Here is a 21,627-nt window from a genome sequence, read left to right on the forward strand (position 1 = left end):
TCACCATAACTCCGTGAGTAGGAAATTCCAACCATCTCCTGGAGCGGCGATCCCGAGCGCGTCCGCCCACAGCTGAGGGGCGGACGGTCGCCCGACCGTCCGCCCCTCCTTCGGCTCTGCGGCGCTACCGACCCTGCCGGTACACGTCCAGCCGGCCACACATCCCGAACCGCCCCTGCTCACAGGGCTGTTCTGCCTGTACGACGGCGTCGGCCAGGTGGCCGGCATCGCCCCGTTCGAGGCGGTCGAGCTGCTCCCCCGTGGCCGCGGCGGCCGCCCGGGCGCCGCGCTCCCAGCGGGCGCGCCAGTCGGCGAGCCGGGGTCGTACGAGGGCGGCGGCGGCCCGGTGGAAGGCGGCCAGCGGCTCCGGACCGGTCGCCTCGCGCAGCGCGCGGTAGCCCTCCAGGGCCAGGTCACGGCGGGCACGGGCGATCCGCTCCCGCTCGGCCTCCGGCGCGTCCGCGGGGACGGTGGTCACCGAGGCGTAGGTCTCCGGGTCGGCCAGGTAGCGCGGCGGCAGCGTCAGCACCGCGTCGCCGGCCTCCGGGAGGCCGCTGTTCTGCATCAGCACGGTGATGCGCAGGTCGTCCTCGTTGACGAGGCGGTGCACGGTGCCCGGCGTGAACCAGGCGACCGTGCCGGGCGTGAGAGGGGTGACCTGGTACCCGGAGGCGGTGAGTGTCTGTACCGCACCCCGGCCGCCGGTGACGACGTACCCCTCCGAACAGACCAGGTGCAGATGGGGAGTCCCGCCGCGCACACCGTCGGCGGCGGGCCAGTCGTACACGCACAGGCGCGAGACCGCCACCCCGCCCGGCAGCCCCGCGAACCCGGAGTCCCCGCCGCTCACCACGGATGCGCCTCCAGGTACTTGGCGATGTCCGCGCGTTCCCAGGCGCCGTTCGCGATCACGACCCGGTAGCGGCGCCGGAGGGTGTCCCCCGGGGCCAGTTCGAGTTCGTCGTGGAAGGCCCAGGAGGGGGCGATGCCGGCGAACGGGTCGTTGCGCACGAACCAGTGCGCGGGGTGGCTGCCGCCCGCGCCCGAGTGGTCGTTCTCCGGGGCGTGTTGGAAGACGACGGTGGCGTGGCCGTCGGTGCCGTCGTGCTCGCCGGACAGGGCCAGCCAGGACGACTGGGACCCCATCAGCTCCGGGCCTTCGCCCTCGGGGCCGATGATCCGGCCGTCCCGGAAGGCGCGCGGACCGCGCCAGAACAGGCCGGTGTAGCCGGCCTGTTCGCGTCCTGCGGTGGTCGGGCTGCCGAACCGGAGCGGCTCGTCACGGACGTTGGTGACGGCACTGGACCAGGTCAGCGCCCAGGCACCGGATGCGGGATCGACGTCATGGACCTCGATGCGCCGCGTCTCCCGCGCCCACAGCGTCCCGTCGTACGGGTGCCAGGTCAGCCGCTCCGCGACGACCAGCCGGCCGTCCACCGAGGACAGCTCGTCGAAGCCGACGTGCCGCATCGAACCGACGCGCTCCGGGAGGACGAGGTAGCCCTCGCCGTGGACATAGGAGTTGCCGCCCCACAGGTTCGCGCCGGACAGGTGCGAGGCGGTCAGGGAGAGGCCCTTGTGCCAGCGGTGGTCGTTGGGCCGGTAGTCGGTGACGACGTCCCCGGCGAGGGTGCGGATCGGGTGCAGATAGGGCTTGGGTGCCTCCCAGGCCGCCTCGGGCCGGTAGACGTACGCGAAGAGCTGCACCCCGGTGACCGGCTCGGTCACGGAGATCCGGTCGCCGTGGGTGTGCGTGATCCGCAGTTCGCCGCTCACGCGGACACCTCCTCGTGCTCGACCGGAGCCCAGCCCTGGGCGCCTCCGTGCAGGGCCGTGTAATAAGGATCACCGGGACCGATCTCGCCCGCACGCACGGTGGTGTCGGTGAACGCCGACTTGTACAGCGCGGTGATCAGCTCCAGGCTGGTGCGCCCGTCCGCGCCGCTGCTGCGCGGCCGCTCCCCCGCACGCATGCTGGCGATCAGCTCGCGCAGCTGGGCCAGGTGTGAGCTGGGCACGTCCGGGCCGAAGTCCTGCCAGGCCGCCGCCTCGTCGGCGGGGACGCCCGGTGCGGGGGTGATACGCCAGTTCTCGTTGGAGTGGCCGTAGAGGTGGGTCAGTTCCACGGTGGCGCGCTCGCAGTCGATGCGGATACGGCTGACCTCGTCGGGGCTGAGCACGCTGTTGACGACGGTCGCCAGGGCGCCGTTCGCGAACCGGACCAGGGCGGTGGAGACGTCCTCGGTCTCCACGTCGTGCACGAGGCGGCCGGCCATGCCCCGCACCTCGCGCCACGGCCCGAGCAGGTCGAGGAGCAGGTCCATCTGGTGGATGCCGTGGCCCATCGCCGGGCCACCGCCCTCGGTCGCCCAGCGGCCGCGCCAGGGCACGGCGTAGTAGGCGGTGTCCCGGTACCAGGTGGTCTGGCAGTGGGCGACCAGCGGGCGTCCCAGCGCCCCCTCGGCCAGCAGCCTGCGCACATGGGTGGAGGCGGAGCCGAACCGGTGCTGGAAGACGATGGACGCGTACGGCCCGCCGTCGGTGCCCTCCTCGGCCTCGACCGCGTCGAAGTCGGCGAGCGACGGCACCGGCGGCTTCTCGCACCACACCCAGGCCCCGGCCCGCAGCGCGGCCACCGTCTGGTCCCGGTGCAGGGTCGGCGGGGTGCCGATGGTGACCAGGTCGGGCCGCTGCTCGGCGAGCATCCGGTCCAGGTCGGTGTAGGCGTGCGGGATGCCGGCCTCGGCGCGGAACGCCTCGACGGCCGTGGCATCGATGTCAACGGCGGCGACGACCTCCGTCTCGCCCTCCGCGGCCAGCTGGGCGAGCGCGGGCAGGTGGGAGCCGCGCCCGATGGCGCCGGCGCCGACGACGGCGGCGCGGATGCGGCGACCGGCGAAGGGGGCTGCGGGAGGGGAGGCAAGGGGCGTGCGGGGCATGGACGTGATCAGCACTCCTCGGGGGCGGGGACCGACGATGGGCGCGAACCGTCGCCCGACGTGCGCCGCACACGCACCCCGATGTGCGGCAGCAAGCGCTTTCTCATGGGGAAACGTAAGCGGCGGTGCCCAGGCCGGTCAACACCCCCTCGCCCCTGTCCGCCCGCCGAACCCCTGTGTCCGCGTCGTTGACGAGGCCCGCTACGCTGCCGTTGCATCCGCATGATCACGCGCGCCCGCGCACCCGCCAGCCCTCTCTCACCCCTGGGACGCCGTACCTTCATGTCTTGGTTCGAATCGCTGATCCTCGGACTCGTCCAGGGGCTGACCGAGTTCCTGCCCGTCTCCTCCAGTGCGCATCTGCGGCTGACCGCGGCCTTCTCCGGCTGGAAGGACCCGGGCGCGGCCTTCACCGCGATCACCCAGATCGGCACGGAGACCGCGGTGCTGATCTACTTCCGCAAGGACATCGGGCGGATCATCTCGGCCTGGTTCCGGTCGCTGTCCGACAAGGCGATGCGCCGGGACCACAACGCCCAGATGGGCTGGCTGGTGATCGTCGGCTCGATCCCGATCGGCCTGCTGGGTGTGACGCTCAAGGACCAGATCGAGGGCCCGTTCCGCGATCTGCGGATCACGGCCACCATGCTCATCGTCGTCGGCATCGTCATCGGCATCGCCGACCGGCTCGCCGCCCGCGACGAGACGGGCGGCCGGCACCGGGCGCCGAAGCAGCGCAAGACGCTGGAGAACCTGAGCGTGAGGGACGGCCTGATCTACGGCCTCTGCCAGGCCTGCGCCCTGATCCCGGGCGTCTCCCGCTCCGGCGCCACCATCAGCGGCGGCCTGTTCATGGGCTACAAGCGCGAGGCGGCGGCCCGGTACTCCTTCCTGCTCGCCATCCCGGCGGTGCTGGCCTCCGGCGCCTTCGAGGTCAAGGACTCGGTGAGCGAGGGGCATGTGGCCTGGGGCCCGACCCTGTTCGCGACGGTGATCGCGTTCGCCTCCGGGTACGCGGTGATCGCGTGGTTCATGAAGTGGATCTCCAACAAGAGCTTCATGCCGTTCGTCTGGTACCGCATCGCCCTCGGCATCGTGATCATCGCCCTGGTCTCGGCGGACGTGCTGAGCCCGCACGCGGCGGAGTCGGCGGGCTAGCACGCCGGGCGGCTCTCGTCAGGCGGTTCGCGGCGGGCGGCTCTCGGTGGGCGGTTCCCAGCGGACGGCTCTCGGTGGGCGGCTCCCGGAGGGCGGTTCTCGGAGGGCGGCGTTCGTCCGGCCCATCTCGACCGGCGGTTCTCGACCGGCGGTTCTCGACCGGCGATTCTCGACCGGCGATTCTCGACCGGCGGTTCTCGACCGGCGGTTCGGCGGGCGCCTCGTCAGGCGGCGAGTGTGCCCTGGTGGAAGTACATCCGCCAGCCGGTCTCCGTCAGCCGCCACAGGGAGCTGCGCCAGGCCCGGCGTCCCTGGTTGTCCGCGAAGTACGTCAGATGGACGACGCCCGGTGCGAGCACGGTTCCCGACATCTCGCTCACCTGGACCGGCGAGTCAGGGGACACCGATCCGCCGCTGGTCACCGTGAGGACCGACACGATGTCCCAGCGGCGGCCGGACGCCCCGATCTCCGCGAACTCCGGGTCGAGAAGCTCCAGGACGAGGTCCGGGGAGGCGCGCACCTCGGGATCGAGAAGCCGCAGCTCCCCGTCGATGGCCGCCTGTACCGCGCGCTCGTCCTGGTCCGTCATGCGGGGAGGTTACGGCCTCGCACCGCCCCCGGCACAGCGCGTTTCCCCCTGGGATCAGCCGAGCTTGAGCAGGAGTTCCGCGAGTTCCGCCGGCATGGTGATCATGCAGTCGTGGCCGGTGGGCAGTCGCCACACCTGCTCTGTCGCGGGGACCGGACGGCGGACGATGCCTTCCGGTACGTCGGCCACGCAGTGGATGTGGGTCCGGGGGACGGTCCCTGCGGCCGGGTTGTCCAGCCGCACCGGCTGCTGGAGGCAGCGCACCGACTCGTCGGTCAGCATCGTGCGCAGCCAGGCCACATCCGCGGCATCGGTCACCCCGAACAGACCGTGCGGCGGCGGCAGTTCGGGCAGCGGCGGGACCCGCCAGCCGCTGTCGGAGGCCAGAGCGCGGTCGATCAGGACCTGGCTCACGGGCTGGACGTCGGCGGCGCTCTCACCGTCCTGCGGAACCATCGCGTCGAGGTACACCAGGTGCCCGACGCGGTCGGGGACCTGGTTGGCGACGGACGAGACGACCAGTCCCGCGTAGCTGTGTCCCACGAGTACGACATCGCTCAGGTCCTGGTCCGTGATCAGCCCGACGACGTCGTCGACGTGGGTGTCGAGGCCGACGTCGGGGCCGAGCAGATGCGCTTTCCCGCCGTGTCCGGTCAGCGACGGCGCGAACACCCGGTGTCCGGCCGCCGTCAGCTCGGGAACGACCCGCTGCCAGCACTCTCCGCTGTGCCAGGCCCCGTGCACCAGTAGATACGTCGACATGATCCCGCTCCTCACTGTGGCCGTGACGGTCGCCGATCACGCTTCCGCGCGCGCTCCGGCCGGGGCAGAGCCCCGCTGATCCTGGGGGTGACAGGACCAGGCAGGGTCACGCGGTCCGCATTACCGTGGCGGGATGACGGACGAACCGAACCTGCTCGGCGCGTACGTACGTGCCCGCCGTGAGCTCGTCACGCCCGAGCAGGCCGGCATCCCCGTGCTCGGGACGCGGCGGGTGCCGGGCCTGCGCCGGGAGGAGGTGGCGATGCTGGCCGGGATCAGCGCCGACTACTACCTGCGCCTGGAACAGGGCCGCGACCGCAACCCCTCGGTACAGGTCCTGGAGTCCCTCGCCCGGGTGCTGCGCCTCGACGAGGCCGCGACGGCCTATCTGCTGAGCCTGGGCGCCGGAAAGCCCCGCCGGCACCGGCGCCGCCGTCGCAAGGAGACGGTTCCGCCCGGCATCGCCCAACTGGTCGCCGCCCTCCCGCTGCCCGCGCTCGTCGAGGGCCGCTACTTCGACGTGCTCGCCGTGAACGCCCTGGCGACCGCGCTGTCACCGCGGCTCACGGTCGGCGCCAACCGGCTGCGGGACACCTTCCTCGACCCCGCCGAACAGGCTCTCCATCCGGACTGGGCGAACGCGGGCGCCGGCATGATCGCCGGTTTCCGCGGCTCCGTCGGGACCGACGCGGACGATCCCCGCGTCATCGACCTCGTCGGCGAACTCTCCCTCGCGAGCCCCGACTTCAGCCGGCTCTGGGCCCGCCACGACGTGGCCGCCTGCGAGGGTGCGACCAAACGCATCGACCACCCCCAGGTCGGCCGCCTGCACCTGAACCGCGAACGCCTGACCGTCACCGGCACGACCGGCCAGACCCTCGTCATCTACCACCCGGCCCCGGACACCGACAGCGCCGAGAGACTGGGGTTGCTTGCGTCGGCGACGGCCATGGCATGAGCGCCCAGGGACGACTGCGACGGTGGCGCGGAACACGACGACCACGGCGGGGCGCGAGAGCGGCCCCACGGCCCGAGCACGAGCGGGCGACACCCACGGGCGGGAGCCGCGGGGAGGAGGCCGACGACGGCTCGGGTGTCGGGGCGATGGCTACGCCGCAGGCGCGGGCGCGGGGAGGGCGATGGCCACGCCACAGGCGCGAGCGTGAGGGCGATCGCCGCGCCGCAGGGCGCGGGCGCGGGGAGGGCGATGGTTACCGCGCGAGCGCGCCGGCTCGGTTCCTGCGGCATGCGCGCGGGGCGGTCGTTCGTGGGGTGGGCGCGGGTGGTGGCTTATCTCGGCCAACCCCCAACGCCCGCCGCCTTTCCGGGGTTTGGGAACGCTGTACCGGCTTTGGTGAGGGCGAAGGCCAGGGCAGGGGCGTATCGCCGTGTCCGTGTCGCGACCACCCGCCCGGCAAATGCCAAGGCGTGGCGCCCCGCCCGCCGTATCGCCCGTGACCAACCCCATACGGTCTGCGTAGCCGCCTGGTAGCGCACGGTCAGTTCTTGCCCCTACGCTGTTCGGTATGTCCCCCGATTCCCGAACCCCTGGTTCCGCGCGGTCTGCTGCCGAGGTCAACGAGCGCATCCGGGCCCTGTGGCTGCGTGCGGGCGGAACCCTGTCGGCACAGGAACGGGCGGAGTACGAGCTGTTGGTGGTCGAGTGGGCCGAGGCGATCCGCGGGCGGATCATCGAGGCGGCCTGACCGGGGACCGGGTTCAGCGTCCGCCGGAGACCCGCAGCACCGCACCCGTCGTGTAGGAGGCCTCCGGCGACAGCAGCCAGGCGATGGCGGCGGCGATCTCCTCCGGCCGGCCAGGCCGCCCCAACGGCACCGCGGCGCCGATCCGTCGGGCCCGGCCGGGGTCGCCCATCGCCGCGTGCATGTCGGTGTCGACGGCGCCGGGCGCGACCGCGTTGACCCGCACCCCGTCCGGTCCCAGCTCCTTGGCGAGACCCACCGTCAGAGCGTCGACGGCCGCCTTCGTCGCCGCGTAGTGGACGTACTCGCCGGGACTGCCGAGCGTGGCCGCCGCCGAGGACACGTTCACGATCGCCCCGTTCCCCCGCGCCGCCATCAGCCGGGCCGCCCGGCGTGAACACAGCAGCGCACCCAGCAGATTGACCTCGACGACCCGCCGCAGGTCGGCGCTCTCCGTATCCGCGAGCCGCCCCAACGGCCCGGTCACGGCAGCGTTGTTGACCAGCCCGGTGACAGCACCGAGTTCCCGTTCCGCCGTGTCGAACAGCCGCTCCACATCGGCTTCCACGGCCGTGTCCACCGCTACGACGGCACAGCGCGCCCCGCCCTTGCGCACCCCCTCCGCGACCGCCTCGGCGGCGCCCGCGTCCCGGACGTACCCGATCACGAGATCATGCCCATCGGCCGCGAGCCGCAGGCAGGTCGCGGCGCCGATACCGCGGCTCCCGCCGGTGACGACCGTGACGGGACGTGCCATACGAGCCTCCTGAGACCGACCGAGCGATGATCTTACGGCGGCTCAAGACACACAGGTGCCCGGCCGGCCGCCGGGCGCGGCCACTCCTCGGGCGACAGCGGGTCCGCGGAGCCGGCTCCGCCGACCGCACCCAAGGGAATCGGTACGGGCCGACGGTGTTCGATGCGAGGTCGTCCGCTGTGCTCCGCGGGAATGGCCGGGGAGTTAGTCGAACTCGCGTTCCCGTCGGGTCCGCTGGTCGTGCAGGTGGCCGAGGCCGGGACCGGTTCGGTTCGAACATCGCCGAATATCACCCGCATATCGCGCGCACCCCTTGGCTGTGGTCGCCCCGTGCCCAACACTGAGCCGATGACGCAGCGCGTGGAGCTCGCGACCGTGATGGACCGGCTGGCCGTGGACGGACTGGTCACCGACTACGCGGTGGCCGTCGACGACGGGGACTGGACGGCGTACCGCAGACTGTTCACCGCGGACGGGCGGGCCGACTACCGGTCGGCCGGCGGGATCGAGGGGGACGCCGGGCAGGTGGCCGGGTGGCTCTCGGAGAGCCTCACACTGTTCTCGATGCGGCAGCATCTGATCGTCAACCGTCAGGTGCGGTTCGGCATCCTGGAGCACGACGCCGGGGACACCGCCCACCTCCAGGCCGACTACATCAACCCCATGCGGTTCGCCGGCGGCGACGGCGCCTCCACGGCCCCGGACTTCGTGTGCGGCGGGCGCTACGCCTTCGCCTTCCTGCGCACCCGGGACGGCTGGCGGCTGCGTCAGGTGGTCGTCGAGGAGAAGTGGCGCAGGATGAGCGACCAGCGCGCGGCGGTCGTACCGGACTGACCTCGCGCCCATGCCCCCTGTCGGAGATCCCCGCCGGTCCCGCACACTGGAAGGCCCCGACAGGCAGGAGGCGACGCATGAGGACCGTCGAGCGCTGGCTCACCTCCCCTTGGCGGCGTTCCTGCGTGGCGGCGCTCACGGGCGCGCTGCCGGTACTGGCCTTTCCCGCACCGTCGTTGTGGTGGTTCGCCTATGTCGCCCTGATCCCCTGGCTGCTCCTGGCGCGCTCGGCACCGACCGGGCGGCGGGCGGCGTACGACGGCTGGTGCGGCGGGTTCGGGTTCATGGTCGCCGTGCACCACTGGCTGCTGCCGAGCCTGCACGTCTTCATCTTCCTGATCGCCGGCCTGCTGAGCGTGCTCTGGGCGCCCTGGGGCCTGGTGACGCGCCGGCTGCTGGGCGGGACACCGTCACCGGGGCGGGCCGCGATCGCGGTGCTGGTGCTGCCGTCGGGCTGGCTGATGGTGGAACTGGTGCGGTCCTGGCAGGGGCTGGGCGGCCCGTGGGGCATGCTCGGCGCCACCCAGTGGCAGGTGACGCCCGCGCTGCGGCTGGCCTCCGTGGGCGGGGTGTGGCTGCTGAGCTTCCTGGTGGTGGCCGTCAACGTGGCGCTGACGGTGCTGGTCTCCGTGCGCGAGGCGCGGATGCCGGCGGTGGCCTCGCTGGTGGCCACGGCCGCGGCGACCTCCGCCGCCTGGGTCTGGTCACCGCGCCCGGACGTCGACGGTCACGTCCGTATCGCCCTCGTGCAGCCCGGCATCGTCGACGGCACCGACAGCGGCGACCGGCGTTTCGCCCGCGAGGAGCAGCTGACCCGGCAACTGGCCGGGCAGCGCCCCGACCTGATCGTCTGGGGTGAGAGCAGCGTCGGGTACGACCTCGGTGACCGGCCCGATCTCGCCCGGCGGATCGCCGCCCTCTCCCGGGAGACCGGCGCGGACATCCTGGTCAACGTGGACGCCCGGCGCTCCGACCGGCCCGGTATATACAAGAGTTCCCTCCTGGTGGGCGCGGACGGCCCGACCGGGGACCGGTACGACAAGATGCGACTGGTCCCCTTCGGCGAGTACATACCGGCCCGTTCGCTGCTCGGCTGGGCCACCTCGGTCGGCAAGGCGGCCGGCGAGGACCGGCGCCGCGGCACCGAGCAGGTGGTGATGAACGTCGGCCACGGGCTGCGGGTCGGGCCCATGGTCTGTTTCGAGACCGCGTTCCCCGACATGAGCCGGCATCTCGCCCAGGACGGCGCCGAGGTGCTGATAGGCCAGACGTCGACCTCGTCGTTCCAGCACAGCTGGGCCCCCGAACAGCATGCCTCGCTGGCCGCCCTGCGGGCCGCCGAGACCGGCCGCACCATGGTCCACGCCACACTGACCGGCGTCTCCGCGGTGTACGGCCCGGGCGGGGAGCGGCTGGGCCCGTGGCTGGGCACGGACGCCGGCACGGCGCGGGTCTACGAGGTGCCGATCGCCCGCGGTGTCACGCCGTTCGTGCGGTACGGCGACTGGACGGTGGACGGCGCGCTGCTGGTGCTGGCCGGCTTCTGTGTGAGCGAGGCCCTGCGGCTGCGGGCGGTCAGGCTGCGCCGGGGTACCGCTGGACCTCTCGTACCACCTGCTCGCACAGCTCATGAGTCGCCAGTGCGTCCCGGGCGCTGAGCACCTTGCCGGCACGGACGGCGTCGAGGAAGCCGAGCACGGCCTGTTCGATGCCGCGCTGCCGGGCGACCGGCACCCAGTCGCCGCGCCGCCGGACCGTCGGCTGCCCCTTGTGGTCGATGACCTCGGCGAGGTTGAGGACCTGGCGCTTGGTGTCCTGACCGGAGACCTCCAGGATCTCCTCCGCCGAGCCGCTGAGCCGGTTCATCACACCGAGCGCGGTGAAGCCGTCCCCGGACAGTTGCAGGACCACGTGGTGCAGCAGGCCCTCGGCGACCCGGGCGCGGACGGTGACGTCGTCGACCGGGCCGGGGACCAGGAAGCGCAGGGTGTCGACGACATGGATGAAGTCGTCGAGGATCATCACGCGGGGTTCCTCGGGCAGCCCGACGCGGTTCTTCTGCATCAGGATCAGCTCGCGCGGGTGGTCGGCGCACTGGACGTAACCGGGGGCGTGGCGCCGGTTGAAGCCGACGGACAGCGACACGTTCCGCGCCTCGGCGAGCGTCACAAGGCGCGCGGAGTCGTCGAGTCGGTAGGCGAGGGGCTTGTCGACGTACGTCGGTACGCCCGCCTCCAGGAGCCGGGAGACGATCTCGGGGTGGGCGACCGTGGCCGCGTGCACGAAGGCGGCGTCGAGATCCTGGGCGAGGAGGTCCTCGATGGTCGCGTGCCGGCGGTCGGCGGGCAGCCGCAGGCTGTCGGCGACCTCGGTGAGGGTGGCCGGGTTACGGGTCTGGAGATGGAGTTCGAGGCCCGGCTGGGCGCCCAGCACCGGCAGATACGCCTTCCGCGCGATGTCGCCGAGTCCGATGCAGCCGACCTTCACTGACGCTCCCTCTCGCGGTTGCCTACGTGCCTGTCGGGAAGCATACGGGCCGATAATCCGTGGTGGGATCGGGCCCGGGTGGGCGAGGATGCCCGGCATGACGACCGAACGCCGTTCACCCGCCTTCGACGCCGACGAACGCACCATGCTGGAGGGCTGGTTGGAGTTCCACCGGCAGACCCTCGCGATGAAGTGCGCGGGTCTGACCGACGCCCAGCTCGCCATCGCCTCGGTGGAGCCGTCCCCGCTGTCCCTCATGGGGCTGGTGCGGCACATGGCCGACGTGGAGCGGTCCTGGTACCGCAGGGTGCTCGCCGGCGAGGCGGCGCCCCCGCTCTACTGGAGCGACGAGGAGCCGGACGGCGAGTTCCACTTCGGCGCGGCGGACACCTGGCAGGAGGCGTACGCGAGCTGGCAGGCCGAGATCGAGGCCGCCCGGCGCAACGCGGCCGACTTCGGCCTGGACGACCTCTCCAAGGGCCGCCACCGCCGCACCGGGAAGCAGCCCAGCCTGCGCTGGATCCACACCCACATGATCGAGGAGTACGCCCGGCACAACGGCCACGCCGACCTGATCCGGGAGCGCCTCGACGGCGTGACGGCGCCTGACGTCAGCCTCGCATCCGCCGGTCCCCCGTACGGGGCACGAGATCACCCGTGCGGGGCACCAAACTCCTGTCGGCGGTGTCAACCTCCGCGCGGACCCAGCAGAGTTGCGCGGGTGCATCGAACGACCACCACCGCAGCGCTTCTGGTCACCGTGACCGTCTCGGCCCTCGCGGGCTGCGTGACGGTCCAGCGTCCGGCGGCGCCCGGCGCGGCGCCCTCGCAGCCGTCGGTGCCCCGCCCGGACGGCACCGCCGAGCCCCGGGTGGTGCAGGCGCCGGTCAAGGAGGCCCTGGAGATGGTCGGCCCGTCCCGCCCGGCCCCCCGGGCCACACCGAGCGCCGCCCACAGCCCGGCGCCCCAGCCACCGGCCCACCACCGGTCCCCCGCCCCGCGGGCGGCCGCCCCGCATCCCCGCCCACCACGGGCCCGCACCCCACAGCCCGACCTCCCCGGCCTCTCCGGGCCCGTGCCGAAGACCCCGGACGTGTGCGCCCTCGGCAGACAGTACGGCGGCTGGCCCTCGGACAGCCCCCAGGCACAGATCTGCGAGCAGACGTACGGGCGTTGAGGAGGCGCCGGCAAGGGCGCGGTGAACGGCGATCGAACGGACCGCCGCTAGTTCGGCCGCTGCCGTGGTGGGCCCCAGGAGTCGCCGTCCGGTGTGTCGTCCTCGCCCAGCCGCAGCTCCAGGCGGCTGATCGCGGCCCGCACCCCGTCGCCGTAACCGTCATCGCCGAGGGCGGCGGCGGCCGCGCCGCGGGCCCGGCGCAGATGGGTGCGGGCGGCCTCGGCGCGGCCGAGCTTGACGTAGTCGGCGGCGAGGTTGAGATGCAGCGAGGGGTAGAAGCCGCGCAGCCCCTCCGCTCCCTCGGCCTCGTCCGCCGCCGACAACGCCCTCAGGTCCCAGGCGAGTTCGTCGGACGGGTCGTCCTGGGTGTCGGCCAGATAGTGGGCCAGGGTGCAGCGGTGCAACGGCTCGCCGTGTTCGCCCAGCTCGGCCCACAGGTCGAGCAGGCGACGGCGGGCCTCCTCACGGTCCCCGGCGTGGTGCAGCATCACGACCTGCCCGATCCGTGTGAGCACGGCATCGGGTGCCGTGCGCTCCTGTCGCTCCGCCACCGCGTCCTCCGAGCTCGCCGGCTGTCTCCGACGACGCTAACCGCCACCGGGGCCCCGCAGAGCCATCCGACCCACCCCGAACCCAACGTGTCCCCACCCGCCGGCGCACCGGCCGCCCCACGCGGCCCCCGCCCCGTCGGCCCGATGCTCCCCTGGCTCCGACGCCCCCGCCGACCGGCACCCGCATAGGACCGACACCCGGCCGCGCGTGTTCAGCCCAGGTTCGGGATGCGCCAGTCGATCGGCTCGTGGCCCTGCGCCGCGACGGCCTCGTTGATCTGGGTGAAGGGACGGGAGCCGAGGAACTTCTTCACCGAGAGCGGGGACGGGTGGGCGCCCTGGACCACCACGTGCCGGGTCTCGTCGATCAGGCGGAGCTTCTTCCGCGCGTAACCGCCCCAGAGGACGAAGACCGCAGGGTCGGGCCGCTCGGCGACCGCGCGGATCACCGCGTCCGTGAACTTCTCCCAGCCCTTGTTCTTGTGGGAGTTGGCCTCACCGGCACGGACCGTGAGCACCGCGTTGAGCAGCAGCACGCCCTGCTGGGCCCACGGCATCAGATAGCCGTTGTCCGGGGTCTCCTCCCAGCCCAGCTCCTCCTTCATCTCCTTGTAGATGTTCCGCAGGGACGGCGGGATCTTCACCCCGGGGCGGACCGAGAAGCACAGGCCATGGCCCTGGCCCTCGCCGTGGTACGGGTCCTGACCGAGGACGAACACCTTGACCTGGTCGAACGGCGTCGCCTCCAGCGCGGCGAAGACCTCCTCGCGCGGTGGGTAGACGGGGCCCTTCGCCCGCTCCTCCTCGACGAACTCGGTCAGCTCCTTGAAGTAGGGCTGCTGCAGTTCGTCGCCCAGCACCCCGCGCCAGGACTCGGGCAGCATGGCGATGTCGGTCACGTCAACGTCCTCACGATGTTCGGTCACTTGCAGTTCCTGCCGATGCCCAAGAACCTACAGGCGGCCACTGACAATCGCCCTCGCACGCCGGTTCACCAGCTGGTCTTGCGGTGCAGCTCCCACATCATCATGATCGTCGACGGGTCGAGCGCCTGCTCGCCGCCGGAGATGTCGTCGCTGGCCGCGACGTACTGCCGCCCCTGCCACAGCGGGATCAGCCAGGCGTCGTTCACGAGGATCTGCTGGGCCTCCTCGAACTCCTTGATGACCTCGCCGCGGTCGCTCTCGGTGCGCGACTCGGGCAGCAGCCTGCCGGTGATCACGGGCGACGGGTACGGCGTCCCGAGGGCGTTCTGCTCGCCGACGAACGGGGCGATGAAGTTGTCCGCGTCGGGGAAGTCCGGGAACCAGCCGCGCCCGAACACCGGGTACTCGCCCTTCTGGTAGCCGACGACGTAGGTCTTCCAGGGACGGCTTCTGAGGGTGATGGTGAACAGCCCGGAGTCGTCCAGCTGTTGCTTGAGCTCCTGGAACATCCGGCCGGTCTCGGAGCCGTAGCGGTCGGTGGTGTACCAGAAGGTGAGCGGGACCTTCTGGGTGATGCCGGCGTCGGCGAGGATCTTGCGGGCCTTGGAGGTGCTGGGGTCGCCGTAGTCGTCGAAGAAGCCGGTGGTGTGGCCGGTCAGCCCCGCCGGGACCATGGAGTAGAGCGGGTCGACGGTGTCCTTGTAGACGGTGTGGGCGATCGCGGCACGGTCGACGAGCTGGGCGACGGCCTTGCGCACGGCGGGCACCTTCGCCCAGGGGTCCTTGGGGTTGAACACCAGGTAGCTGATGTCGGTGCCGGTGCCGTCGACCAGTTGCAGGTCGGTGTCGGTGTGCGCCTCCAGGGCGACGATGTCGGCGGCGGCGAGGCCGCGGTAGGTGACGTCGATGTCCCCGGACCGCAGGGCCTTGACCATGGTGGCCGAGTCCTGGAAGTAGCGGATGGTCACCGCGTCGTTCTGCGGGTCGGCGAAGCCCTGGTAGCGGTCGTTGCGGACGAGTTCGGCCCGCTTGCCGTCGTCGTACGACTTGAGGGTGTACGGCCCGGAGCCGTGCACCGAGTCGTCCTGGCGCAGCGACTTGGCGGGGTAGTCGTCGGGGTCGACGATCGACATGGCCGGGGTGGCGAGCACGAACGGGAAGGTGGCGTCGGCCTTGTCGAGGTGGAAGACCACCTCACGGTCGCCGAGCGCCTGCACCCGGTCGAGGCTGCCGAGCAGTCCGGCGGGTCCGCTGGGCGCGTTGATGGTCCGGATCCGGTCGATGGAGTACTTCACGGCTTCGGCGTCGAGCGGGTCGCCGTCGGCGAACTTCAGGCCGGAGCGCAGTTCGCAGCGGTAGGTGCGGTTGCCGGAGTCCGTGAAGGCGCACTTCTCGGCGGCGTCGGGCTGCGGGGTGGTGGCGCCGTCGGGGTAGGCGAGCAGGGTCTGGTAGATGTTCCGGAACAGTTCCCAGGAGCCGTCCCAGGAGCCGGCGGGGTCGAGGGTGCTGGGGGCACTGGTGGTCCCGACGACGATCGGCCCGCTGTCACCCGTACCGGTGCTGGAGAACACTCCGCAGCCGGCCACCAGGGCTATGGACGCGACAGCGGCCACTCTTCGAAGGCCTCGGTTCCGGTTGAACACGCGCTCGCTCCTCGATCCGCCATACCAGGGGTCGGCGGCAGACCATACCGCAGCGTTGTCCTCCTTGAACCGCCCCGGAAACACGGGCGTTGATCGAATGTGCTATGACGACGTTGTCATTCAGCTGTGCGGATCTTGTACGGCGGTCCGGGCGTCGTTTCCGTCATTTCTGGGACGAAATGTCTGTGACGAAGACGACGCCCGGAGGCGGCCCGGACGGCCTGTGGTGCCGTCAGGCCACGCCGGCGTTGAGGAAGATGCCGCCGTCGACGACGAGGGTCTGGCCCGTGACCCAGTCGGACTGTTCCGACGTCAGGAACGCGGCGGCGCCGCCGATGTCGGAGGGCACGCCGAGCCGCTGGAGCGGGTAGCCCGCCGCGGCCTCCGCCTCCCGGCCCTCGTAGAGAGCCTCCGCGAACTTGGTCTTCACGACCGCGGGGGCGATCGCGTTGACCCGGACGCCCGGTGCGAACTCGTGCGCCAGCTGCTGGGTCAGGTTGATCATCGCGGCCTTGCTGATGCCGTACACGCCGATGAACGGCGAGGCCGAAAGACCGGCGACGGAGGCGATGTTGACGATGGCGCCGCCGTTCTCCTTCTGCCAGGCGTGCCAGGTCTTCTGGGCGAAGCCGAGGGCCGAGACCACGTTGGTCTCGAACACCTTGCGGGCCACGTCCAGGTCGACGTCGGCGATCGGGCCGAACACCGGGTTGGTGCCGGCGTTGTTGACCAGGAAGTCGACCCGGCCGAAGGCCTCCATGGTGCGGTCGACGACCTCGCTCTGGTGGGCCAGGTCGTGGGCCTTGCCGGCGATGCCGATGACGCGCTCGGAGCCCAGGCTCTCCACGGCCTCCTTGAGCGCGTCCTCGTTGCGGCCGGTGATGGCGACCCGGTCACCTCGGGCGATCAGCGCCTCGGCGACGCCGTAGCCGATACCGCGGCTGGCGCCGGTGATGATGGCGACCTTGCCGGAAAGCTCGGGCAGTTCAGTCATGTCCGTGATCCTCGATAGTCCCTGGAGAGTCCCTGGTGCCCGCTAGTCCAGCGGTCCGCCGGCCACGTACAGCACCTGGCCGGAGACGAACCCGGCTGCCTCGTTCGTGAAGAAGGCGATGGCGTTGGCGATGTCCTCGGGCTCGCCGACGCGCTGTACCGGGATCTGGGTGGCGGCGGCGGCCTTGAACTCCTCGAAGCCCATCTTCACGCGCTCGGCGGTGGCCTTGGTCATCTCGGTGGCGATGAAGCCGGGGGCGACGGCGTTGGCGGTGATGCCGAACTTGCCGAGCTCGATGGCGAGGGTCTTGGTGAAGCCCTGCAGACCGGCCTTGGCGGCGGAGTAGTTGGCCTGGCCGCGGTTGCCGAGCGCGGAGGAGGAGGACAGGTTGACGACCCGGCCCCAGCCGGCCTCGACCATGTGCTGCTGGACGGCCTTGGTCATCAGGAAGGAACCGCGCAGGTGCACGTTCAGAACCGTGTCCCAGTCGGACGCGGACATCTTGAACAGCAGGTTGTCGCGGAGTACGCCGGCGTTGTTGACCAGGATGGTAGGGGCGCCCAGCTCCTCGACGACCCGGGTGATCGCGGCGGCGACCTGGGCCTCGTCGGAGACGTCGGCGCCGACCGCGATCGCCTTGCCGCCGGCCGCGGTGATCTTCTCCACGGTGTCCTTGCAGGCGGCCTCGTCGAGGTCGATCACGGCGACCGCGCGGCCCTCGGCGGCCAGTCGTACGGCGGTGGCGGCGCCGATCCCGCGTGCCGCACCGGTGACGACCGCGACCCGCTGCTCTGTGGTGGACATTCCTGTGTCTCCTCGCCCTTGAGAGAACCTGATCGAGTGAGCCCGCTCACGGAGCCCGCCCTGCGGTGAGCGACCGCTTAGTACCTTCAGTAGACGTGACGCTAGAAGCCCTGGCACGCGGTGTCAACGTCACACCGCGCGGGTGTGATCCATTACCTCACCAGGAGGTCGAGCAACCGCTCGGTCTCGGCCGCCGCGTCGAGGGTGAGTCCGGTGTGTACGGGTCCGGGCTGCACGACCGTCGAGCGGGGCGCCACGAGCCAGCGGAAGCGCCGCCCCGGATCGTCGGCCGCCGCGTGCCCGGCCGCCTCCCCGCCCGCGCAGACGGCCTCGACGGCCCCGAGCGCGGCCCGTACCCCGGCGAGGTCCGCGTCCGGGTCCAGGGCCAGCAGCCGGGCCTCGTCGAGATGGGTGCGGGCGCCGACGTAGGCCTTGGCCCGGCAGTAGACGATCACGCCCGCGTTGATGCACTCGCCGCGCTCCACGCGGGGTACCACACGCAGCAGGGCGTACTCGAAGACATCCCGGTCGCCGCCCTGGCCGGACCGGGTGATGTGGCGCTCGACCACATGTCCGGCCACGTGGATGTGGGTCTGGCTCACTTTGCTCCCTTGGTGCGAAGCTCGACGCCGGTGATGCGCTCATGGATGACGGCGGCCCGGGCGAGCAGCGGCCGGGCGTAGGTCCGCCGCAGGTCGTCGGGGGTGTCGAAGCCGGGTTCGTCGGCCAGCCAGACGTCGGGGACCTCGGCGGTGACCTCGGCGAGCAGGTCCTCGGTGACCCGGGGCGCCAACTCGGCGGCGGCGGCCCGGACATCGGGGGCGAAGCCGCTCAGCGCGTGGTCGGCGGCGTCGTAGGCGCGGGCGGCGGAGGCCTCGGCGGCGGGCCAGTTGTGCTGCCAGATCATGGTGGCGCCGTGGTCGATGAGCCACAGGTCGCCACGGTGCACCAGCAGGTTGGGGTTGCGCCAGGAGCGGTCGACGTTGTTGATCAGCGCGTCGAACCAGACGATCCGCCCGGCCTCCTCGGGGCTCACCGCGAAGGCGAGCGGGTCGAAGCCGAGGGCGCCGGACAGGAAGTCCATGCCGAGGTTGGTGCCGCCGCTCCCCCGCAGCAGGTCCTGCACCTGCTGCTCGGGTTCGCCGAGCCCCAGCACCGGGTCCAGTTCGACGGTGACCAGACGGGGCATCCGGAACCCGAGCCGGCGGGCGAGTTCACCGCAGACCACCTCGGCGACCAGTGTCTTGCGGCCCTGCCCCGCGCCGGTGAACTTCATGACGTACGTCCCGAAGTCGTCGGCCTCGATGAGCCCCGGCAGTGAGCCACCCTCACGCAAGGGCGTGACATAGCGGGTCGCGATGACCTCTCTCAACACTGTCCCAGGCCACCCGTCTCTTCAACTGCGCGATCCGCCGCCGGCCTCGGTGTGCCGCTGGGCCCCGGCCTCCGGCATGAAGTGAGCATAGTAACCGAGGGTGATCGCAGGAGACCGCCCCGGAAAAGAGTCAGTCTCCCTGGTCCGCGGCGCCGTCGGCCGGGGGCTCCTGACCGGACCGCCGGCCTCCGGCCACCGGGGGTGGTTCGAAGCCCTGACCGCGGCGCCACTCCCCGATCAGATCGGCCGCCCTCTCGGCGATCATGATCGTGGGAGCGTCGGTGTTTCCGCTGACGACGGTCGGCATCACCGAGGCGTCGACCACACGGAGTCCTTCGACTCCGGTACGGTCCCGTTCGGGCCACGGGGCTTCCCGTGACCGGTCGTCGAGCGCGGTCGGCGACACCGTCGCGGAGCGGGCTCAGTACGGCCCGTGGGTCCAGCGGCCGTCGGTCATCGTGGCGTGCACCGGCATCGCCCGCAGGGTGTCCGGGTCCGCCGTCAGCGGATCCGCGTCCACGACCACCAGGTCGGCGGGGTCCGCGACCCTGATGAGGCGGCGTCCGCGCGCCGCCGCGGCCAGCGCGTCCGGTACCGGCAGGCGCTGTTCCGGATGCCAGGCGGGGCGGCCGTCGTCGGTGCGGCTGACGGCCGACGCGACGGCGAGCCAGGGGTCGAGCGGTGAGACGGGGGCGTCCGAGCCGAACTCCAGCCGCGCCCCGGCGGCCAGCAGGTCGGCGTAGGCGAAGGCGCGTTCGGTGCGGCCGGCCCAGTAGCGGTCGGCCACGTCCCGGTCGTCCGTGGCGTGCCGGGGCTGCACCCCCGCGACGACGTCCAGCTCCGCGAAGCGCGGCAGGTCTTCGGGGCTCAGCAGCTGGGCGTGTTCGATCCGGCCACGGCAGCGGACGGCTTCGAAGGCGTTGAGGGCCGCGGTGTTGGCACGGTCGCCGATGGCGTGCACCGCGGGTTCGATGCCGTGGGCGGCGGCCCGCCGCATGAGCCGCACCAGCTCGTCCGGTGGCGTCTGCTCGATGCCGTGCGCGCCGTCGGTACCTTCCAGGCCGGGGTAGGGGTCGCGGCAGAGCGCGGTACGGGTGTTGAGCGAGCCGTCCGTGAAGAGCTTGAGCGGGCCGACCCGCACCAACTCCCCGTGCGCGCCGATCCGGGACCCGGTGCGCAGTCCGCGCGCCAGCGCCGCGTCCAGGTGGCCCGGGTAGACGGCCGCGGCCACCCGCACGGCCGGCGGGACGTCCGCCGAGCGCCGCTCCCAGGCGCCCACGGTGTCGCCGAACTGGAAGTCGATGACGCCGGTGACCCCGCGGGCGGCGGCGGCCCGGCAGGCGTCGGCGACCCAGCCGTCCACCGTCTCGGCCGGTGCCTCGGGAAGGCCCGAGAGGACCACGTGTCCTTCGTGCTCCCGGACCAGGCCGGTCGGGTGGTCGCCCCGCCCGGCGAGGGCCAGGCAGGCGGAGTTCAGCCACACGGTGTGCAGGTCGGCGCTGACCAGGGCGACCGGACGGTCCGGCAGGACCGCGTCGAGCAGCTCCTTGTGCGGGGCGTCGCTCCAGAGCCCGTCCCGGAAGCCGTATCCGAACAGCACCGACCCGCCGGGGGCCGCACGGCCGTGGTCGCGCACCCGGTCGGCCACCTCCCGCGCGGAGGAGGTGCCGGACAGATCGAGCCGGCGGCGCGCGCTGGCCCACTCGGCGAGATGGACGTGGGCGTCCCACAGACCGGGCAGGAGGACCCGCCCGTCCAGATCGAGGACCCGGTCGCCCGCGACGAGCCCGGCGGACGCCAGGAACCTGTCCCCCGCGACGAACCCCGGGGACGCCGGGGCCTCCTGCTCCGCGGCCACATGGGTGATCCTGCCGTCCGCCACCCGCACGCGGACGAGCGGTCCGCCCGCTCCGAGTCGCACCCGGGCGAGCGTCAACGCCGTTGCCCGGGGCGGTGTCTGCGCCACCGGCCCACGCGACGTGCCTGCGAAGTCCGTCATCGAGCCTCCCTCTGCGGCGGCAGCCGGCCTCGGCCGGGACGCCGCGGCCGTGGCCGCCCGCCGGGACCAGCGGTGGGCCGTCACGGCATGATCCCCCGGCGAAGGCACGCGACGCCGCCGCCCGACAGCGACAGCCACAGCCACAGCCACAGCCACAGCCAAACAAACTTAGGGTGCCTTACCCATCTGCCGCGGCCCGACCCGTACCCGGCATCTGACGCTCCCTCGGGGCGACACGGTCCGTCTCGTCCTGAATCGGGCGCCGGCCCGCGGACGCCGACAGGGAACCGACAGCGCTCTTTCACCGGGCGCTCATGTCCGGGTGGTCACTATCGGGGATGCCGTCTGAACAGGCGCGGCCCGAAGACCGTACCCCTGGACGGATCAACGAGAAGCTCCGCGGAAGGGAACCCCTCACATGACCAGCGCATCGTTCAACCCCTCGGCCAAACCGGCCCGCCGTACGATCGTGGCGGCGGCCGGAGCGGCGGGGCTCGCCGCCGCGCTGACCGCCTGCGGGTCGTCCGACGACTCGTCGGGCTCGACGACCACCAGCAACGCGGGCGGTGGCTCCACCACCCAGGACAGCAACGGCTCGGGCGGCTCGACCGACACCTCCACGGCGGCGGCCGGTGGTGCCGCGCTCGCCAAGACCACGGACATACCCGAGGGCGGCGGCACGATCTACAAGGACCAGGCCGTGGTCGTGACCCAGCCGACGTCGGGCACCTACAAGGCGTTCTCGACGAAGTGCCCGCACGCCGGCTGCGCGGTGTCCAGCGTGGCCGACGGCGCGATCGTGTGCCCGTGCCACGGCAGCCAGTTCGCCATCGCCGACGGCAGCGTGAAGAAGGGCCCGGCGACGACGGGTCTGACGGCCGCGAACATCACCGTCTCCGGTGACCAGATCACGCTGGCCTGACCCTCG

The 21,627-nt window shown here is 72.2% G+C and carries 21 protein-coding genes and 2 pseudogenes; 7 read left to right on the plus strand and 16 right to left on the minus strand.

The window, feature by feature from the left end:
• Positions 1 to 124: 124 nt before the first annotated feature.
• Genes ACZ4N4_RS37870 through ACZ4N4_RS37880 form a run of 3 tightly spaced genes read right to left on the minus strand, consistent with a single transcriptional unit; the run spans position 125 to position 2,939 of the window.
• A complete protein-coding gene (locus tag ACZ4N4_RS37870) occupies positions 125 to 850 on the minus strand; it encodes a cupin domain-containing protein (RefSeq protein WP_467597486.1) in 726 nt (241 codons plus the stop codon).
• On the minus strand, positions 847 to 1,776 hold the full coding sequence (locus ACZ4N4_RS37875) for a DUF6807 domain-containing protein (RefSeq protein ID WP_467597489.1): 930 nt from the start codon (positions 1,774 to 1,776) through the stop codon (positions 847 to 849). The genes ACZ4N4_RS37870 and ACZ4N4_RS37875 overlap by 4 nt, the downstream gene beginning before the upstream one ends.
• Positions 1,773 to 2,939: a Gfo/Idh/MocA family protein gene (locus tag ACZ4N4_RS37880; RefSeq protein WP_467597492.1), complete on the minus strand. Its 1,167-nt coding sequence runs from the start codon at positions 2,937 to 2,939 to the stop codon at positions 1,773 to 1,775. Before ACZ4N4_RS37880 ends, ACZ4N4_RS37875 begins: the two co-directional genes overlap by 4 nt.
• A gap of 282 nt (positions 2,940 to 3,221) precedes the next feature.
• Between ACZ4N4_RS37880 and ACZ4N4_RS37885 the strand changes: the two genes are divergently transcribed.
• Positions 3,222 to 4,097, plus strand: coding sequence for an undecaprenyl-diphosphate phosphatase (locus tag ACZ4N4_RS37885; protein ID WP_467597495.1), 876 nt, complete (start codon positions 3,222 to 3,224; stop codon positions 4,095 to 4,097).
• A 224-nt stretch (positions 4,098 to 4,321) separates the two neighbouring features.
• Here ACZ4N4_RS37885 and ACZ4N4_RS37890 read toward each other — a convergent pair whose 3' ends face one another.
• Positions 4,322 to 4,687, minus strand: a complete 366-nt coding sequence (locus ACZ4N4_RS37890) for a nuclear transport factor 2 family protein (RefSeq protein ID WP_467597498.1) — start codon at positions 4,685 to 4,687, stop codon at positions 4,322 to 4,324.
• A gap of 54 nt (positions 4,688 to 4,741) precedes the next feature.
• Positions 4,742 to 5,449 carry an alpha/beta fold hydrolase gene (locus ACZ4N4_RS37895; protein WP_453563511.1) on the minus strand — a complete coding sequence of 236 codons (708 nt, stop codon included), beginning with the start codon at positions 5,447 to 5,449 and terminating at the stop codon, positions 4,742 to 4,744.
• Between the two features lie 133 nt (positions 5,450 to 5,582).
• Here ACZ4N4_RS37895 and ACZ4N4_RS37900 point away from each other — a divergent pair, with 133 nt between their 5' ends.
• Together ACZ4N4_RS37900 and ACZ4N4_RS37905 are read left to right on the plus strand one after the other, a co-directional pair.
• Positions 5,583 to 6,407, plus strand: coding sequence for a helix-turn-helix domain-containing protein (locus ACZ4N4_RS37900; RefSeq protein ID WP_467597502.1), 825 nt, complete (start codon positions 5,583 to 5,585; stop codon positions 6,405 to 6,407).
• A 568-nt stretch (positions 6,408 to 6,975) separates the two neighbouring features.
• The gene (locus tag ACZ4N4_RS37905) at positions 6,976 to 7,155 is read left to right on the plus strand and encodes a hypothetical protein (protein ID WP_467597505.1); all 180 of its coding nucleotides are present in this window, start codon (positions 6,976 to 6,978) and stop codon (positions 7,153 to 7,155) included.
• 13 nt (positions 7,156 to 7,168) lie between these two features.
• Here the strand turns inward: ACZ4N4_RS37905 and ACZ4N4_RS37910 are convergent, their stop codons facing one another.
• Positions 7,169 to 7,909 (minus strand): SDR family oxidoreductase, encoded by a 741-nt coding sequence (locus ACZ4N4_RS37910; protein ID WP_467597508.1) that lies wholly within the window; start codon positions 7,907 to 7,909, stop codon positions 7,169 to 7,171.
• A 348-nt stretch (positions 7,910 to 8,257) separates the two neighbouring features.
• Between ACZ4N4_RS37910 and ACZ4N4_RS37915 the strand changes: the two genes are divergently transcribed.
• Positions 8,258 to 8,743: a nuclear transport factor 2 family protein gene (locus ACZ4N4_RS37915; RefSeq protein ID WP_467597511.1), complete on the plus strand. Its 486-nt coding sequence runs from the start codon at positions 8,258 to 8,260 to the stop codon at positions 8,741 to 8,743.
• A gap of 77 nt (positions 8,744 to 8,820) precedes the next feature.
• The gene (gene lnt, locus ACZ4N4_RS37920) at positions 8,821 to 10,401 is read left to right on the plus strand and encodes an apolipoprotein N-acyltransferase (RefSeq protein ID WP_467597514.1); all 1,581 of its coding nucleotides are present in this window, start codon (positions 8,821 to 8,823) and stop codon (positions 10,399 to 10,401) included.
• Here the strand turns inward: lnt and ACZ4N4_RS37925 are convergent.
• A complete protein-coding gene (locus ACZ4N4_RS37925) occupies positions 10,319 to 11,230 on the minus strand; it encodes a Gfo/Idh/MocA family protein (RefSeq protein WP_467597517.1) in 912 nt (303 codons plus the stop codon). The genes lnt and ACZ4N4_RS37925 overlap by 83 nt on opposite strands.
• 97 nt (positions 11,231 to 11,327) lie before the next feature.
• On the opposite strand from ACZ4N4_RS37925, the pseudogene ACZ4N4_RS37930 reads away from it, so the two are divergent.
• Positions 11,328 to 11,831: pseudogene (locus tag ACZ4N4_RS37930) on the plus strand (DinB family protein); the annotation flags it as partial.
• A gap of 623 nt (positions 11,832 to 12,454) precedes the next feature.
• Here ACZ4N4_RS37930 and ACZ4N4_RS37935 read toward each other — a convergent pair.
• From ACZ4N4_RS37935 to ACZ4N4_RS37975, 9 genes and pseudogenes are all read right to left on the minus strand, one after another.
• Positions 12,455 to 12,958, minus strand: a complete 504-nt coding sequence (locus ACZ4N4_RS37935; RefSeq protein WP_453563493.1) for a hypothetical protein — start codon at positions 12,956 to 12,958, stop codon at positions 12,455 to 12,457.
• A 212-nt stretch (positions 12,959 to 13,170) separates the two neighbouring features.
• Positions 13,171 to 13,857: a uracil-DNA glycosylase gene (gene ung, locus ACZ4N4_RS37940; RefSeq protein WP_453564494.1), complete on the minus strand. Its 687-nt coding sequence runs from the start codon at positions 13,855 to 13,857 to the stop codon at positions 13,171 to 13,173.
• Positions 13,858 to 13,949: 92 nt separating this feature from the next.
• Entirely contained in the window at positions 13,950 to 15,527 is a 1,578-nt protein-coding gene (locus ACZ4N4_RS37945) for an ABC transporter substrate-binding protein (protein ID WP_467597519.1), read from the minus strand.
• A 232-nt stretch (positions 15,528 to 15,759) separates the two neighbouring features.
• Positions 15,760 to 16,521 carry an SDR family oxidoreductase gene (locus tag ACZ4N4_RS37950; RefSeq protein ID WP_467597522.1) on the minus strand — a complete coding sequence of 254 codons (762 nt, stop codon included), beginning with the start codon at positions 16,519 to 16,521 and terminating at the stop codon, positions 15,760 to 15,762.
• A gap of 42 nt (positions 16,522 to 16,563) precedes the next feature.
• Positions 16,564 to 17,325 carry a 3-oxoacyl-ACP reductase FabG gene (gene fabG / locus ACZ4N4_RS37955; RefSeq protein ID WP_351706229.1) on the minus strand — a complete coding sequence of 254 codons (762 nt, stop codon included), beginning with the start codon at positions 17,323 to 17,325 and terminating at the stop codon, positions 16,564 to 16,566.
• A gap of 152 nt (positions 17,326 to 17,477) precedes the next feature.
• Positions 17,478 to 17,927: a DUF3037 domain-containing protein gene (locus ACZ4N4_RS37960; protein ID WP_450763328.1), complete on the minus strand. Its 450-nt coding sequence runs from the start codon at positions 17,925 to 17,927 to the stop codon at positions 17,478 to 17,480.
• Positions 17,924 to 18,700, minus strand: coding sequence for a HipA family kinase (locus tag ACZ4N4_RS37965; protein WP_467597525.1), 777 nt, complete (start codon positions 18,698 to 18,700; stop codon positions 17,924 to 17,926). The genes ACZ4N4_RS37960 and ACZ4N4_RS37965 overlap by 4 nt, the downstream gene beginning before the upstream one ends.
• 130 nt (positions 18,701 to 18,830) lie before the next feature.
• Positions 18,831 to 19,043 (minus strand): annotated as a pseudogene (locus ACZ4N4_RS37970) (GMC oxidoreductase); the annotation flags it as partial.
• 78 nt (positions 19,044 to 19,121) lie between these two features.
• Positions 19,122 to 20,699 carry an amidohydrolase gene (locus tag ACZ4N4_RS37975; RefSeq protein ID WP_467597528.1) on the minus strand — a complete coding sequence of 526 codons (1,578 nt, stop codon included), beginning with the start codon at positions 20,697 to 20,699 and terminating at the stop codon, positions 19,122 to 19,124.
• A 418-nt stretch (positions 20,700 to 21,117) separates the two neighbouring features.
• On the opposite strand from ACZ4N4_RS37975, the gene ACZ4N4_RS37980 reads away from it, so the two are divergent.
• Entirely contained in the window at positions 21,118 to 21,621 is a 504-nt protein-coding gene (locus ACZ4N4_RS37980; RefSeq protein ID WP_467597531.1) for a Rieske (2Fe-2S) protein, read from the plus strand.
• Positions 21,622 to 21,627: the final 6 nt, after the last annotated feature.

It is taken from the genome of Streptomyces sp. NPDC026538 (genome assembly GCF_055567535.1).